The organism is Cyclobacterium qasimii M12-11B (assembly GCF_000427295.1).
Taxonomy (GTDB): domain Bacteria; phylum Bacteroidota; class Bacteroidia; order Cytophagales; family Cyclobacteriaceae; genus Cyclobacterium; species Cyclobacterium qasimii.
This window is the reverse complement of record NZ_ATNM01000136.1, coordinates 1-17,406: the sequence shown is the minus strand read 5'-3', so window position 1 is coordinate 17,406 and position 17,406 is coordinate 1. Positions and strand designations below refer to the sequence as shown.

The following is a 17,406-nucleotide window of genomic DNA, read 5'->3' as shown; positions in this document are numbered from 1 at the left end:
TTAAATATTTATACAATCACTTTTGCAGACAGCTATATGAAATTGAAAATTGTTCAGGAGGACCCGTGGTTAGAGGATTACAAGGAAGAAATCCACCAGAGGTGGGTTAGGTTTCAATTGGCCTATGAAGCACTAACAACGAAAGGTGAAGGGCTAAGCAGTTTTGCCTCGGGTCATGAATATTTTGGGATTAATTTTGATAAGGAGAAGCAAGTTTGGATTTACAGAGAATGGGCTCCTGAAGCCAAAGCCCTTTTTCTGATTGGAGACTTTAACCAATGGGATCGAAACACCCACCCCTTGACGAGGGATGAATGGGGAGTTTGGGAGATTGTTTTACCTTATGCTGAATATAAGGACAGGCTTGTACACAAAAGTTTGGTGAAAGTACATGTAGTAGCTGCAAATGGGAAACAAGATAGAATACCCGCCTATATAAGAAGGGTTGTTCAGGATGAGGAAAGCAAGGACTTTTCAGGTCAAATATGGTCTCCAGAAAGCCCTTTCACTTGGGAAGACCAGAATTTTACGCCAGATTACACAAAAGATGGATTATTGATTTATGAATGTCATGTAGGTATGGGGCTTGAGGTAGAAGCTGTCGGCACCTACCGGGCTTTTGCCGATGAAATTTTGCCTAAAATCAAAAATTTAGGTTACAATGCCATACAATTAATGGCAGTAATGGAGCATCCTTATTATGGCTCTTTTGGTTACCATGTTTCCAGTTTTTTCTGTCCCTCAAGTCGGTTCGGTACACCGGAGGATTTGAAGTACCTGGTGAATAAGGCACATGGCCTTGGACTTGCTGTTATTATGGATGTGGTACACTCCCATGCGGTTCAAAATGTTTCAGAAGGACTGAATGGTTTTGATGGATCAGATCATCAGTATTTTCATGCGGGACCTAGAGGGTATCATGAAGTATGGGATTCTAAGTTGTTTGATTATGGGAAATGGGAAGTGAAACGATTTTTACTGTCCAACTTAAAATACTGGTTGGAGGAATTCCATTTTGATGGATTTAGGTTTGATGGGGTTACCTCTATGCTTTATTTTCACCATGGACTGACCACTTTTGACCATTTCGAAAAATACTTTGAAAAAGATGTGGATTGGGACGCCATTACCTATTTGCAACTGGCCAATGCGCTTATCAAAGAAGTAAAACCATCTGCCATTTCCATTGCAGAAGACGTAAGTGGAATGCCCGGGCTGTGTAGATTACCAGCTGAAGGAGGAGTAGGATTTGATTATAGACTGGCCATGGGGGTTCCAGATTTTTACATCAAAATGCTTAAGGAGAAAAAGGATGAGGAATGGGATATTCTAGAATTCTGGAAAGAATTAAGCGACCGAAGGTATAAAGAGAAAACGATAGCCTATGCTGAATCACATGATCAGGCATTGGTAGGAGATAAATCCATCGCATTTTGGCTGATGGACAAGGAAATGTATTTTCACATGCAGGTGGGGGATGAAAACATTATCATCGATCGGGGGATAGCCATTCACAAACTACTTAGGCTATTTACCATAGGTTTGGGAGGCGAAGGCTATTTGAATTTTATGGGCAATGAATTTGGCCATCCGGAATGGGTGGATTTTCCAAGGGAAGGTAATAATTGGAGTTATCAGTACGCCCGAAGACAATGGAGTCTTGCGGAAGATAAAAAGCTTAAATACCAGTACCTAATTAGCTGGGACAAGTCTATGATAGCTGTAATGAAGCAATACCATATATTGAATGCCCCTTTTGCGGATCAGGTTCATGCTGATCCAGAAAATAAGGTCATTATTTTCACAAGAGGTCCTTTGTTGTTTGCTTTTTCCTTTAATCCTCAGAAGGCCATTGCTGATTATAAATTTAGAGCACCTTCAATGGGTCAATACCGCCTAGTGCTTAATTCAGATGACAAACAGTTTGGGGGATTTGGCAGAATAGACACCAGTAAGGCCTATTTTACGGATCAAAAACAGCAATTGAGTATCTATATGACCAATAGAACGGCCTTGGTTTTTGAGAAATACGATTGATAACTTCCAGTTTTTTATTTGGTAGAAGTTGAAATTAATTGGAATTCAGCTAATAAGTATTGGTCTTGGCCCTTTTTTGTTTAATATTACCCTTTAATAATTTAAGACGAGTCTATGGCAGTTAATATCGTGATCGCTGGTGCAGGTGATATGGGTTTTCACTTGGCGGAACAGCTTTATTACGAAAGTAAGAATATCATCTTGATTGATTTGGACAAGGATGTTTTGGACAATATTGGATCCAGGCTGGATGTATTGACCATAGAGGGAGATTCGGCATCAATTGAGATATTAAAGAAGGCCAACATTCACAATGCTGAACTCATGTTGGCGGTTACTACTTCCGAAAAAACCAATATTTGTACAGCAGTTTTAGCCAAACAGCTAGGAGCGAAAAAGGTAATCGCCAGGGTTAGGAACCACGATTATCTATACGAAGAGAACAAAATCTATTTTGAGAACCTCGGTATAGACTCTATCATTTCTCCTTCCATGCTTTGTAGCAAGGAGATTTCCAGGCTAATGAAACGCTCTAGCTTTTCTGATGTTATTGAATTTGAAGGCGGAAGGTTAAGCGTGGTAGGCATTACACTGGACCGGTATTCCCCACTCATCAACAGAAAACTATCTGATACGCGTACAGATCCAATTTTTAAAGAAATTAGGATCATTGCAATTGTGCGAGACCAAAGAACGATTATTCCTAGGGGAGATACATTTATACGCAACAATGATCATGTATTTTTATTTCCAATAATAAATCTGTCAATACAGTAAAGGATCTTGTCCATCATAAAGAGAAGGAAATCCATAATGTCATGATAATTGGGGGGGATGACTTAGCGTATTCGACCGCCAGAGAATTAGAAGATGATTATGGGGTTACCTTGATCCATAATGACAAAGAGCGGTGTAAATGGCTTGCAGAAAGGTTGGATTCTGCACTTATAATTCATGGTGATTACAAAAACATTAATCTTCTTATAGAAGAAGGTCTCGAAACAATGGATGGTTTTTTAGCACTAACCGATAGCTCCGAAACCAATATTATTACCAGTCTTAGTGCTAAAAATCACGGTGTGTATAAAACCATTGCACATGTAGATACCAGAGAATACATCCATATTTCTCACAGTATTGGCGTTGATTCCCTGATAAATAAAAAACTGGTAGCAGCAAATCATGTCAGCAGGTACTTGAAAAAGGGACATGTGGAAGCTGTTTCTGGTATTCAGGGTGTGGAGGCAGAATTTGTCCAATATGCCGTTTCTAAAAACAATAAATTGACCAAAAAGAACCTAAAGGCACTGCATTTCCCTGATACGGCCATTGTAGCAGGCGTTATTAGGGGGGAAGAAGTGTTTATCCCCGATGGTGAATTTCAATTGCAACTCAATGACAAAGCCATCGTACTTGCCCTTCCTGAAGCGAAACCTGTACTGGAAAAATTATTTAATTAATCATGATCCATTATAAGGCAATCTTAAAAGTTATGGGAGGATTGATGATGCTCCTTGGCATTTTAATGTTTCCAAGCATCGCTTTCGCTTATTACTATCAAAGTGGAGATCAGATCACCTTGATTGGTTCGGCTTTGATATGTTTGACTATTGGAGGAACTTTTTTCTTTCCTTTGCAAATCAGGATCAGAATATACGGAAAAGGGAAGGCTACATGATTGTGGCATTAAGTTGGGTAATAATGTCTGTTTTTGGCATGATGCCCTATCTCTTAAGCGGTACCATTCCAAATTATGCTGACGCCATTTTTGAGACTGTTTCAGGATTTACAACTACTGGTGCCTCTATATTGACAGACATTGAAATACTCCCTGAAGGGATATTGCTATGGAGAAGTATGACCCAGTGGATAGGTGGTTTGGGTATTATAGTATTGACTGTTGCTATCTTTCCTTTATTGGGTATTGGTGGAATTGAATTGTTTGTAGCAGAATCTCCTGGGCCTACCTCCGATAAGGTTCATCCGAGGATTAGGGAAACGGCCAAGAGGCTATGGCTCATTTATTTTGGACTCACCCTACTTTTGGTCGGTATTTATTATTTGGAAGGGATGTCCTTTTTTGATGCCATGAATCATGCGCTTACCACCATGTCTACAGGTGGGTTTTCTACCAAAAACAATAGCATGGCCTATTTTGATAGTCCAATGATTCAGTATACTGCTGTTTTCTTCATGTTTTTAGCAGGAACAAACTTTACCTTAATCTACTTTGCCTTCAAAGGGCATTTCAAAAGGGTTTGGGCAAGTGATGAATTCAGGGCCTATTTTATTAGTGTCGGACTCCTGGTAATTGGGATTTTTGCGGCCGTTTACTTTTTGATGGACGATAGCTTTGAAAAATCTTTTAGGGACGTTCTTTTTCAAGTTGTCTCACTGGTTACGACTACGGGATACGTAACTGCTGATTACACCGTTTATAGCAATGGTTTAACCATCATCTTCTTTATGACCCTATTTATGGGTGCCTGTGCTGGATCTACTAGTGGAGGGATTAAATTTATTCGACACCTTACCTTTGTTAAAAATTCAACCTTGGAATTTAAGCGTATTGTGCACCCAAGGGCAGTGATTCCTTTGAAAATTAATGGTGAACGTGTTACAGGAAAGGTCATCACCCATATCATGAACTTCTTGCTGATTTATCTGATGATCTTTGTTTTGGGTTCAATTGTAATGTCCATTGCGGGATATGACCTAATAACCTCTTTTGGCGCAGTAGCTACTTCTATGGGGAATGTGGGTCCCGGGATTGGTAGGGTAGGGCCAGTTGATAATTTTGCTTTCTTTTCGCCTTTTGCTAAATTATTTCTTAGTTTTTTAATGTTGTTGGGTAGATTAGAACTCTTTACCATATTGATTTTATTTACTCCGTATTTTTGGAGAGCCAATTAATAGCAATCACTTAGCCCATGAAGCCAGTTATTATATCAGTGTTTACAGCAAGAGAATTGGGGTACACAGGGAATCCAGCAGCAGTTGTGCTTACAAGTGAAATATTGGAAGATCAGGAGATGCAACAGCAAGCAGCAGCATTAGGTTTGCCGGCAACCTCTTTTATTTTCATAGATAAAAATGAAAATTGCAATGTGAGTTGGTTTGCCCCTGATGAAAAAATTGAATTATGTGGTCATGGAGCCGCAGCAGCAGGAATTTTCCTTTCCAAATATCTTGAGAAACCTGAAATAACCCTTTATTATAAAGGGGGAGAAATAAATGTCGAGGTTTCTGAGGATACCTTTTCTATGCGCCTGGAAGCTATTCCCGTTTTAAAGCTTATTTCTGAGTGTCCATTGCCTTTGAAAGAAGGTTTAGGGATTCCAGTCTTGGCCATTTATGAAACGGCTAACAAGCACTTAATACTAACGGATTCTGAGTCTTCTGTAAAGAATATGAATCCTGATTTTAAGCGTTTAAGAGACTCTGAAATATTTGGATACGCCATCACAGCACCTGGAGACAAGGTGGATTTCGTTAGCAGAACATTGGTGCCACATGTTGGTCAATTGGAAGATTTTGCTACTGGCTCTTCCCATGCCATGCTGGTGCCTTTTTGGTCTGAGAGGCTCAATAAAAGTGAAATGGTAGCAGAGCAGTTAAGTAAAAGAGGTGGAAGGTTTATTTCCAGCATTACAGGCAATGAAGTTGTGTTATCAGGTGAATTCATGATTCAAGAATAAGGTGTGTTTTTATTCATTCCTTTAATTTCAAAATGAATCAATATTGTTCTAAATCCTTGCCATTGAATAGGGGAGTTTTGCACTGGGTTGATGCCTTAAAATTTTAGCTTATCAGTTTTCTTACAATTTTAACAAATTGCGAAAGAATTATTAGATTCTTAAAGGTCTGTGTATGCATTTTTCATGACAGACTGTCAAAACAGGACGGATCCCTTTCATTATTTCAATATTCCATAGCAATATTTAAATGAATTCATTTTTTAAGGTTTTTCCAATATAAATTTCTCTCCTTGGTATAATTATTGCTTTTTTATTTTGCAATGTTTTATTAAATCTAATATTGACAAAATATATATACAATGGAATATCGTAAAATTCTCATTAAATATGGTGGGAATGCAATGATCAGCGAAGCGCTTAAAGTTGGTATTGCTCAGAAGTTGAAAGTTTTGCAAGATCATGGAATACAGGTAGTAATGGTGCATGGTGGAGGCCCTTTTATCAACAAGTCTTTGGCGGATGCAGGAATAGAATCTGAATTTTTTGATGGACACAGGCACACCAGTTTAGAGGCCATGTCCTGCATTGAAAAAACATTAAAAGGAGAAGTAAACAGCTCACTCGTTAATTTATTAAATAAACAAGGGCTGAAAGCGGTTGGGCTTTCAGGTAAAGATGGTAAATTAGCTATTGCTCAGAAAAGATGGCATACTGGGCTAAATGAAAATGGGGAACAGGTTAAAGTTGATTTGGGCCAGGTAGGAGATATAGTTACCGTCAATCCACTTTTAATAGAAACGTTGTTAGAGAATAAGTTTTCCCCAGTAATCACTTGCATTGCTTCAGATGAAGAGGGCAATGATTACAATATTAACGGGGATGTTTTTGCAGGTAAAATTGCTGCGGCAATTGAAGCCGATGCTTATATCGTTCTGACGGATGTAGATGGACTTTATAAGGAATACCCCAATCCAGCATCTATTATTAGGGAGATAGATACAGCTACCATTCCGAAGTATTATGGGGATGTTATTTCAGGAGGAATGATACCTAAAATTGAATCCTGTGTTTCAGCGGTTCAGTCCGGTGTTAAAAAAGCTGTAATCTTAAATGGTACTCGTCCCGAGCAAATAACGGATTATATCATCCACCAAATTTCAATAGGTACAACAATTAAACTTTAAGCATGCATATTTCGAACGAGTATTTGTACGAAGAAGACAAAAAAAATTATTTACCTACCTTCAAGCGCTTTCCTTTGGCATTTATAAAAGGCAAAGGGAGTCGGTTATGGGATGCTGATGGAAAGGAATACATTGATATGCTAGCAGGAATTGCCGTTAATAATTTAGGACATTGCCATCCTAAAGTGGTGAGTGCCATTCAAGAGCAAGCAGCTGAGTTAATTCATATTTCTAATTTCTTTGTAAGTCCTCCTCAAGTAGCACTAAGCAAATTGTTGGTTGATTTGTCAAAATTGAAACATGTTTTTTTAACTAATAGTGGTGCTGAATCGGTAGAAGGAGCGATTAAAATAGCCCGAAAATATGCAAGCAAAAACAATCGAGGTGGAGGAATCATATCCATGGAAAACTCCTTCCACGGACGTACCCTTGCAACGATTGCTACTGGTCAGAAAAAATATCAAAAGGGTTTTGCCCCAATACCTTCAGGTTTTTCTCAAGTTCCCTTCAACGATTTGGATGCGCTAAAAGCCGCAATCAACGATCAAATAGCAGCAGTAATCCTTGAACCTGTTCAAGGGGAAGGTGGAGTGATTCCGGCTGATAAGAAATATTTGCAAGCTGTAAGAGAGCTGTGTGATGAAAACAATGTGCTTCTTATTTTTGATGAAATTCAATGTGGTATAGGCCGAACAGGAAAACTGTTTGCTAAAGAACATTATGGCATACAACCAGACATAATGACCTTGGCTAAAGGACTAGGCGGAGGAATGCCTATAGGTGCATTTTTATGCAATGAAAAAGTAGGAAACGCAATTGATTACGGAGATCATGGTACCACTTTTGGCGGAAATCCTTTAGCATCAGCCGCTGCATTGGCTACTCTTACAACCATTTTAGAAGAAGGTTTAGTAGAAAGGTCTCTCAAAAAGGGAGATTATATTATGAATACCGTTAGATCATGGTCTAAAGACCACCCAATGATCAAAGAAGTTCGGGGATTAGGAATGATGATAGGCATACAGTTAGACAGACCTGCAGCGCCAATAGTGAAGGCACTATTGGATGATGGAGTTATCGTCAATGGGACTGCCGAATCAGTCATACGTCTTGTGCCGCCGCTTAATATCCCGGACGAAGACATAGAAACAGCCTTGAACAAATTGAAGTCAATAATAGAATCAATTGAACAAAATGAGAAATCATAAATATAAAGTTAGTATTGTAGGTGCATCAGGTTATACTGGTTCAGAACTAGCAAGAATCCTAATCAATCACCCCGAAGTAGATATAGTTAGCATTACCTCAGAAAGCCATAAAGGCAAGCGGTTTTCAGATTTGCATGGTCAATTTTCAGGGATTATTGATTTTGAATTGATTGGAGCAGACGATGTGGACATAGAGAATATAGATGTGGTGTTTTTAGCCCTTCCTCATGGTGTGTCCATGGAGTTTGTAAAGCGTTGGGCAGATGCTGGCGTTAAGATTATAGATTTATCGGGAGATTTTAGGCTTTCTAGTCCCGAAGTTTATGAGGATTGGTACAAAAAAGAGCACACGTTCCCTGATGGCTTTGAAAATGCAGTTTATGGAATGCCTGAGCTTTTCTTCGATGAAATTAGTACTGCTACCCTTGTGGCGAATCCAGGTTGTTATCCTACAGCTTCTATTTTGAGTCTGGCTCCATTGTTTGCAGCTGGAATAGCTATCCCAGGAGGAGCGATTATCGATGCGAAATCTGGTGCTACTGGTGCAGGTGTAAAAGCTAGCAATACTACACATTTTTCTAACGTAAATGATAATTTCAAAGCTTATAGTCTTGGTAACCATAGGCATACGGTGGAAATTCAGGAACAGCTTTCGTTTTTAATGAAAAATTCGGTTATTTTACAGTTTACTCCCCATCTTTTACCAGTGGATAGAGGCATTCTGGCAACCTCTTATTTATCTTTAGATAAAGAAATGGATCAGGAAAGTCTAACTTCACTTTACAAGGATTTTTATAAAAATAAACCCTTTGTGAGACTGAGGAATCAAGCGCCTTCTATTAAAGAGGTAAGAGGCAGTAACTATGCGGACGTTTATCCATTTTGGGATGAGAGGACCAAAAGAGTTATAGTGGTTACTGCCATTGATAATTTGGTAAAAGGTGCAGCAGGTCAAGCTGTTCATAATATGAATATTATGTTGGGATTGAACGAATCCATTGGTCTTCAACAGGTTCCAATGCAACCATAAATTAACAAATGTAATGATTAAGAATATTACTAGTGTAAAAGGAATTAAATGTTGGGGTGCTCATTCAGGTGTTAAATCCATGAAAAGAGACCTGGCCATCATTTTCTCGGAAGTTCCAGCAGCTGCAGCTGCTACGCTTACACAGAATAAAGTTCAGGCCGAACCAATCAAGGTAACCAAAAGAAACCTTGCCAATAATAGAGCCCAAGTCATTGTATGTAATGCAGGGAATGCAAATGCCTGTACTGGTGAGCAGGGTAGAAAAGGTGCAGAAGCAATGGCAGATACTGTTGCCGCAGCTTTAAATATTTCTCCTGATGATGTAATTGTTGCATCAACCGGTTTGATAGGTGAAGTTTTCCCTACAGAAGATGTGGTAGCAGGGATAAAAGAAACAGTACCAAAATTATCCAATGATGCAAAAGCTGGTTCATTCCTGGCCAATGCCATATTGACAACAGATACTTTCGCAAAGGAAGGTTTTGTTGATTTTGAATGGGAAGGAAAAACCATATCCATTGGTGGCGTTGCAAAAGGATCAGGAATGATCCATCCCAATATGGCAACGATGCTTTCCTTTTTAGCCACGGACATCGATATTGACGAAAAATTACTACAAAAGACGTTAAAATATTGTGTGGATAGGTCTTTTAATATGATCACAGTAGATGGAGATACCTCTACCAATGATATGGTTGCAATATTGGCCAATGGGATGGCTGGGAATGATAAAATCACCCAAGAAGATGACCCGCTCTATATTTTGTTTAAGGAAAAACTCGGCGAATTATTGATTCACCTTGCCAAACTAATCGTTTCTGATGGTGAAGGAGCCTCAAAATTCATTGAATATAAAGTTTCAAAAGCCATTTCGGAAAATGTAGCCATGAAGCTGATCAGAGCAATATCAGATTCTACTTTGGTGAAAACGGCCATGTTTGGACGTGATCCCAATTGGGGTAGAATAATCGCTGCTTGTGGCAATGCCGGGATTAGTTTTAATTATAAAAAAGCCAATCTTTATTTAGGTGATGCTGACAATCAGGTACTGGTGCTCTTAAAAGGATCTCCTACCAAGTTTGATAAAAACTACATGAAAAAACTGCTCCGGGAATCTCATATCAAAGTTCACCTTGAGATTAATACAGGCAAACAAGAAGCCACTGGATGGGGGTCTGACCTCACAACAGATTATGTAATGTTTAATTCGGTATATACAACCTGATCGAACAATTACAAATAAAGCCTCTAATAAATTATTAGAGGCTTTATTTGTTTTAATTCAGATTCAAAGGTTTATTGTAAGGCTAAGGTTGGTCTTTTATAAAACCACTTACTTTTTTTCAGGACAATAAGTTTACAATTTTGTTACTGTTTTCTATTGACTGATACTTTTCCCTTAATAATTATCCCCTCCAATTATATAGGCCACTCTGGCTCCAAGGAATGCCATTTGGTAGGGCGAACCTCCTGATTGTTGGTACCGAAGACTTAATTCTAATTGATTGAATACATAGCCTATCTCTGCTGCAAAAGCAAATTGGAGGTTTTTGGTAGACTGGGTTCCTGTTATGTTTTTATTATTATTAATCAATAATGCCCCACCCAGTTGAGGTTCAAAAAAGAAAGACTGCCTGTAAACCCTGTAACCCAAAAAAACAGGAATCTGATGAAGGCTAATGTTTTCCCCATCAGGCAAAATGTAATTGGAATTCAATGGGAAGTAGAGGTAACTTCCTGAAAGGCTAAGCTGAGCATCCATAGGCATGCCGATCACTCCTTTTAAAGAAAGGCCAAAACCTGCAGGAAATTGGGTTTTGTAGTATTCATTTATTACGCCACCAGCATCGAAACCGATATTTAATTGATTTGTCCTGATTTGAGCCAATGATGGACTAATTAATCCGATCAATAAAATAATAAATAGTAGCTGCTTTTTCATGATTCATTTTGGTCTTGATCTGGCTGATAATTGGTAACCCAAGATAATAAATTTTATTTTCTATCAATATTGAGGCCATGGAGAAATATTACCTGGCCTCTTAATAGCCTTTTTTTTAACCCTTATTGTGCAAAAGAATTTGTGATAAAATGTCCCAATTCCATCGGAAAGCTTCACAGATGTCGCTAAACATGCTGGGTGGAGATTTTAGTATAGCATAGTATTAATGAAATGGAAATGGCAACAAGGAGGATTTTTTTAAACAATTACATCAATTAATAGAATGTCTATTGCAAATTAAGAATTAAAATACTGTTTTCTTTACAGTGTTTATATATATCACTTATCTATTTTGTTTGCAAATATTTTTCTTTAGAAATATAGATTAAAGAATCTTTTATATTTCTAAAGAAAAATATACTGACCCGATTATCATCTATCCAACAATTTTTTTAAATTATGATGGTAATTTAATTATAGATAATAGTTTATGAACTTCAAATGTCTTTTAATTTTACTTGTTTTTTTGTGATCACCATTTCCTGTAAGAAAGGAGATGGAAACATTGTTATCGTGGATAACGATTGGCAGGTACCTGATAGTATTAAAAATCTTCAAAACCCTGTTATGGATGATGAAATGTTTGAAAAAGGGAAAGCGCTTTTTCAGATTTATTGTTCCACTTGTCATGGTGTAGGAGGGAGGGGAGATGGTGCTGCAGGCCAGGCCATGGGTAGCCAGCCTGCAGATTTGCTTTCTGAAGGCGTTCAGAAACAGACAGATGGAGAATTGTTTTATAAGATCACTAAAGGTAAAGTTGTAATGCCTTCCTTTCAAGACTTACTAACTGATGACCAACGCTGGTATTTAGTCAACTTTATTAAAAATTTAAGCAAAATTTTAGAAGATGATATTGATCAAAAAGCACCTGAATCCCTGGTGCCTGATCTTTATATTGAACACTTTACTAAAGTTGTACCAAGGGCAGTCAGAATATGGGAAGGTCCTGAAAATTACCTTTGGTATGCGACAATCGAAGGGGAAGTTTATAGGTTTCCTATAGATAATCCCCACCAATTAGAAAAAATGCTAGAAGTTTCGGATCATGGAATCAGCAGGTTACAGGGAGCTACCATGCACGGAGGTAAGTTGTTTCTTTGTGGTAATGTTCGGGTGAATAATGATAAAGGCACTAAAGGTAGAATGGTTAGGGTGAGTTGGGAGAATTCAGGGAAAGCAAAACCAGAAGTAGTGTTTACGACGGAAGAATATGGCACTACAAATACACCTTTTGATCATGGTTGGTCAGCCTTACAGGTGAGTGATGATGGGCAGAGCATATACGTTGTTAGTGGCAGTCGTACGGATCACGGAGAGGTTCAGGATAACCTGGGAGCTTACCCCAATTCCCGTGACGTGGCCCTCACCTCAAAAGTTTTTAGGATTCCAATTGATGCCGTTGATTTATTGTTACCAGACAATCTTGAGTTTTTAAAGGAAAAGGGTTACCTATATGCAGAAGGGCTTAGAAATGCCTACGATCTGGCCTTAGATAAGGAAGGGAGATTATTGGCGGTGGTCAATTCAGGAGATTACGATCAAAATGAAGACATGTTTTGGGTAAAAGAAGGGCATCATTATGGCTATCCCTGGGTAATGGGTGATTTAGAATCTCCACAGCAATTCCCAAACTGGACTCCTGATCCTGATAAAGATGCTTTTTTAAATGCTGCTGCTGCAGCCTGGCCTGATGATTTCTACAATGACCCCACTTTTCCAAAAAAACCTCAAGGTGTAGCTTTTGGTAAAAGTATAATGAACTATGGCCCAGATTCGGATAAATTTAGAGACAAAATCACTGGTAAGGTTCAAGATGCATCTGAACTGGGAATTGGAATACGAACTTTTACCCCCCATTCTTCACCCCTTGGTCTTGTTCTCGACAATGAACAATCCTTGCCAGGGCGATTTAAGGGTAAGGCGCTTGTTGCAAGGTATACCAATGGTCAAAAATCCGCCTTAATGCAACCTTTTACAGAAAATGGGGAAGATTTGCTACTACTTGATTTAAAATACTTGCCTAAAGAAGAGAATTTCCGATTAAATACCTACCGGGTGGCCAAAGGTTTTACCCAGCCTGTGGATGCTGTTTTGGTAGATGGTTTCCTTTACCTGATCGAGTTTGGGGGTAAACAAAGAGGTGGGAATATTTGGAAAATATCATTTAATGCTGATCAGTAGATTAAAAATAAATCAATTTCACCTCCATAAAATAGGGCATAATGCGCTAATAAAAACCAAGCATTGTGCTGTAGATATATTTCTTTAGGCCTGTTTTAGAGCTATTCCTCATTAGAGGGTAACAATGTGTCCTGCTCCCTGAATTTGCATTTTGGTGGGCAGGATTTTTGGTTTTATAAAGTTTAGCTTTGGCTGTTTATTTCAATTCTTACCAAAGATTCAATAGCTTTTATCAATGGAAGAATTTAAAGTATTAGATCATTCAACTATATATCTAATTTTTTTTGATTATCTCGATAGTTAAAAAAAAATATAAATAAATGGCTTATACTTTTGTAAAATAATTTTTATCCTTATATTTGTGATATCAAATCGAAAGAAATGATACTGTATTACCCTAACAAGGGAGTTGGCGATGGTAACATCGCAGGTTCGAATCCTGCTAATACAACTGGTTATTTTGGGTTTATTGTTAATTGACTTAAGCTATGGAAAATTTTTCATAGCTTATTTTTATGTCTAAAATGACTAAATAACTAGTTCAATTCTAAGTGTGTTAACTTTTGCTGAATAGGGTTGCACCATAGTGGTTTTCACTCTATTAAGTTTTTCGATGAGCAAAAAAAACCAGGGATACTGAATGCAGTATCCCTGGTTTAAAAGTTATTTGAAATTTGGGTAGGTTAATAGCCCAGGATTTTCATCATGTCTTTGCTTTCCTGTTCTGGAGCAAACAGACGATGTTGGATCGTGCCATCCTTATTTCTGTCTATAATCACATGTTTAGGCGCAGGTATTAGGCAATGTTGAATTCCGCCATATCCTCCCAATGATTCCTGGTAAGCACCAGTATGGAAAAATCCAATGTATTGTTGATTGTCTTTTTCTCTTTTTGGGAGGTAGATGTTGAATTGATGAGACTCTGAATTGTAGTAATCCATGCTGTCACAAGTCAAGCCTCCAAGTGAGATATTATGGTATTCCTTGTCCCAATTATTAATAGCAAGCATGATGTATTTTTGATTCAAACCCCAGGTATCCGGCAGTTGAGTAATAAAAGAACCATCGATTATGTACCATAGCTCCTTATCATTTTGTAATTTTTCATCCAGAATGGAATACAATACAGCGCCACTTTCACCTACAGTATAGCTACCAAATTCCGTAAAAATATTTGGTTCGATGGTGTTGTTTTTAGCACACATCCACTTGATGTTTTTGATGATTTGTTCTGCCATGTATTGGTAGTCATAATCAAAAAACACATTGGTCTTAATGGGCCAGCCTCCTCCGATATCCATTGTATCCAAGTCAGGCGCTAGTTTTTTAAGTTCTACATATTTCTGGATAAAACGTGTCAATTCTGACCAATAGTAAGCAGTATCACGTATGCCAGAATTGATAAAAAAATGAAGCATTTTAAGACTTACATTAGGGTTGTTTTTAATCTTTTCCTCATAAAGTCTAATGATGTCATTGTACCTTACCCCCAATCGGGACGTATAAAATCCAAACGTAGGTTCTTCATCTGCGGCAATTCTAATTCCTACCTTAAAAGGGACTTTAACGTGTTCCAGGTAATAATCGATTTCTGTGATATTGTCCAGAATAGGAGTGCAATTCACAAAACCTTCATTAAGTAATTCGCAAATGTATTGTTTGTAAAGGTCTCTTTTAAATCCGTTACATACGATAAAGATGTCTTTACTGATTTTCCCCTTTGCATAAAGGCTCTTGATAAGTGGGATATCAAAAGTACTGCTGGTTTCTATATGTGCACCGTTTTTAAGGGCTTCATCAACAACAAAACTAAAATGAGAAGATTTGGTGCAGTAGCAATAGGTATAGCTTCCTTTATAATCATGCGTTTCCATTGCGTTGCCAAAATAGGTTTTCGCATTCTGGATGTTTTCAGAAATTTTTGGAAGGTAAGTTAATTTTAAAGGCGTGCCGTACTCTTCAATAATATCCAATAAGTTTATTCCATTGAATTGCAGCTTATTGTCCTCTACCTTGAATTCTTTGGTAGGGAAATCAAAAGTCTGCTTTATTAGATCTATGTATTTGTTCATTTTTGCCTGCTATAGATATAAAGGTTTACTGGGATCAAAAATTGCATTAAAAACCGAAATATCAAATCAATTTTTAACGGAAAATAATTTTTATTTATTTCATCGATACCCTATCAATTCTTTAAACCCAGATTTCACAATAAAGTTCGATGTCGCTAGTCCAGATCTCCCTTAGTAAACCATTCAAAAGGCAGTAAATCAGCCTTTTTACAGGGTAAGTCAAAGTGTTAAGATTATAATTAAATGCCGGATAATCAGGTATGGCAATATCGGTGTATCCTTTTTTTTTTAAAATAGATGGCACCAACATTGTCCCAATTTTTCAACTTTTCCTATCGAAATTTTATTGTGCCTATACAGCCTGAGTTTACACTAAAACTTATAAGCAATGCTCAAATAGCAAGGGATTAAGTATTTTAATTGGTGGGTTGGGTCTAGGCGTTTACTATTCGGTCAAAAAGTGGCTAAAGACGTTTAGCTCTCACTGGAAGCTCAATAAAAAAAGTAGTTCCTACATTTTCTTTGGATTCAAACCATATTTTCCCATCATGTGCTGATATGATCTGTTTTGAAATGGCCAATCCCATTCCAAAAGATTTTTCACCATTTGTGCCTTCTCTTTTGCCCATAGTATCCCAATCGAATACCATGTTTTTTAATGAATTTGGAATCCCAATTCCCTCATCTTTTATCTTAATGGTTATTATTTCATGCGTGTTCTGCATGATTACGTCAATATTTTTCCCTACTGGCGTGAATTTGATAGCATTTGCTATTAAATTAGTAATAACACGCCACATTTTTTCTTTGCTGATCAATGCGGTAACAGGGATCGTATTCAGATGTATCTTTTGATGTTTTTCTTCCGCTTTGTGGTTTAGTATTTCAACACAATACTTTAGAAGTCTGTCAATTTGTACTTCCTCTTTCACTAAATGCTTGTCTCTTTTATTGGGAAGTAGCATTTCTGTGATGAGTTGCAATGAATTGCTACAGGAAGTCTTGATGTTTTCTAAAAGGTATTTGTTTTCACCATTGACTTGTTGGTCTTCAAGTATCAAATTTGCCATCATGATCATGCTACTTATTGGGTTTCGCAGGTCATGAGCTACCATATACATTATTTTGGTGTTTTCAGCCTGACTAAATTCCAAAGCACCTAAGGTGTCTTGAAGGTCGCTGTTTTTTTGAAGAATAACGTTGTTGGCTTTTATTGATTTTTTTAGATTATTCCAAATGACTATTAAGAAAATGGCCAACAGAAAAGTGAAACTGGCAGCAGTGGCGAGATAGATATTTTTAATTTTATTGTCTCTGTTGACAATGGATAATTCGTAATTTTGCGCAGCATTTCTAAAAGACCCTTCCACATCTACATATTTCAATTCATGATCTATTTTTTGGATGGAATCATTTAGATGATGGTAGGATTTCATGAGTGCTAAAGCATTTGCCATGTCTCCTTTATTTTCGTAATAAGCACCTTTTATCAGGTACCATCGAAGTATTATATCCAAATATTGTCGGGTTTTTAATTCAGAATTAGGTAATTCTTTGTCAAGCTCGTCAAGGTAAACCAAAGCTTTATCAAGCGATCCCTCATTTATGTAAATTTGGGTTAATTTAAGTTTGGCAGTTTGGGCATCACTATGATCATAATTGGGTTGGCTATTGATTGCAATACTGCTTTTTAATAGCTTTTTCGCTACGCCAATATTACCTAGCTTGGCCATCACACCGCCTAAATTACCTTTTACAACTCCCATAGCGGAGGATATAAACAATTCTTGTTCAGGAAATTTCGGTTTGATTTCTTCCAGAAAAGCCAAAGCATCGATATAATAGTAGGCTGCACTATCATATTTCTCCATTTTTTCATAGCAAAGGGCCATGGTATTCCTGTACTGTTGAGGCTCATTGATGTTTTGTATCAAATTTCCATTTCCCCAGCAGGCCTTATTTTCCTCTATGGCCTTTTTGAAAAAAGGAATCGC

The 17,406-nt window shown here is 37.6% G+C and carries 10 protein-coding genes and 2 pseudogenes; 9 read left to right on the top strand and 3 right to left on the bottom strand.

Annotated features, from left to right (window positions below):
• The first annotated feature begins 36 nt into the window (after nt 1-36).
• The 8 genes and pseudogenes from ADICYQ_RS16450 to argJ all read left to right on the top strand — a co-directional run bounded on the left by ADICYQ_RS16450 (nt 37) and on the right by argJ (nt 10,382).
• Nucleotides 37-2,037 carry an alpha amylase C-terminal domain-containing protein gene (locus tag ADICYQ_RS16450; protein ID WP_020889757.1) on the top strand — a complete coding sequence of 667 codons (2,001 nt, stop codon included), beginning with the start codon at nt 37-39 and terminating at the stop codon, nt 2,035-2,037.
• A gap of 114 nt (nt 2,038-2,151) precedes the next feature.
• A pseudogene (trkA, locus tag ADICYQ_RS16445) lies at nt 2,152-3,497 on the top strand (Trk system potassium transporter TrkA).
• Nucleotides 3,498-3,499: 2 nt separating this feature from the next.
• Nucleotides 3,500-4,950, top strand: a pseudogene (locus tag ADICYQ_RS16440) (TrkH family potassium uptake protein).
• 17 nt (nt 4,951-4,967) lie between these two features.
• Nucleotides 4,968-5,735 (top strand): PhzF family phenazine biosynthesis protein, encoded by a 768-nt coding sequence (locus tag ADICYQ_RS16435; RefSeq protein ID WP_020889752.1) that lies wholly within the window; start codon nt 4,968-4,970, stop codon nt 5,733-5,735.
• Nucleotides 5,736-6,094: 359 nt separating this feature from the next.
• Nucleotides 6,095-6,919 (top strand): acetylglutamate kinase, encoded by an 825-nt coding sequence (gene argB, locus ADICYQ_RS16430; protein ID WP_020889751.1) that lies wholly within the window; start codon nt 6,095-6,097, stop codon nt 6,917-6,919.
• Nucleotides 6,920-6,921: 2 nt separating this feature from the next.
• Nucleotides 6,922-8,127 (top strand): acetylornithine transaminase, encoded by a 1,206-nt coding sequence (locus tag ADICYQ_RS16425; RefSeq protein ID WP_020889750.1) that lies wholly within the window; start codon nt 6,922-6,924, stop codon nt 8,125-8,127.
• Nucleotides 8,114-9,157, top strand: a complete 1,044-nt coding sequence (gene argC / locus ADICYQ_RS16420) for an N-acetyl-gamma-glutamyl-phosphate reductase (protein WP_020889749.1) — start codon at nt 8,114-8,116, stop codon at nt 9,155-9,157. Before ADICYQ_RS16425 ends, argC begins: the two co-directional genes overlap by 14 nt.
• A 13-nt stretch (nt 9,158-9,170) precedes the next feature.
• Nucleotides 9,171-10,382, top strand: coding sequence for a bifunctional glutamate N-acetyltransferase/amino-acid acetyltransferase ArgJ (argJ, locus tag ADICYQ_RS16415; protein ID WP_020889748.1), 1,212 nt, complete (start codon nt 9,171-9,173; stop codon nt 10,380-10,382).
• 174 nt (nt 10,383-10,556) lie between these two features.
• Here argJ and ADICYQ_RS16410 read toward each other — a convergent pair whose 3' ends face one another.
• Nucleotides 10,557-11,099, bottom strand: a complete 543-nt coding sequence (locus ADICYQ_RS16410; RefSeq protein ID WP_146946930.1) for a hypothetical protein — start codon at nt 11,097-11,099, stop codon at nt 10,557-10,559.
• A gap of 501 nt (nt 11,100-11,600) precedes the next feature.
• Here ADICYQ_RS16410 and ADICYQ_RS16405 point away from each other — a divergent pair.
• Complete coding sequence (locus ADICYQ_RS16405; RefSeq protein ID WP_020889745.1) at nt 11,601-13,340, top strand: c-type cytochrome; 1,740 nt, start codon at nt 11,601-11,603, stop codon at nt 13,338-13,340.
• A gap of 683 nt (nt 13,341-14,023) precedes the next feature.
• Here the strand turns inward: ADICYQ_RS16405 and ADICYQ_RS16400 are convergent.
• On the bottom strand, nt 14,024-15,412 hold the full coding sequence (locus ADICYQ_RS16400) for an arginine decarboxylase (protein ID WP_020889744.1): 1,389 nt from the start codon (nt 15,410-15,412) through the stop codon (nt 14,024-14,026).
• A gap of 464 nt (nt 15,413-15,876) precedes the next feature.
• On the bottom strand, nt 15,877-17,406 hold a 1,530-nt coding region (locus ADICYQ_RS16390; RefSeq protein WP_040416736.1), incomplete at its 5' end, for an ATP-binding protein.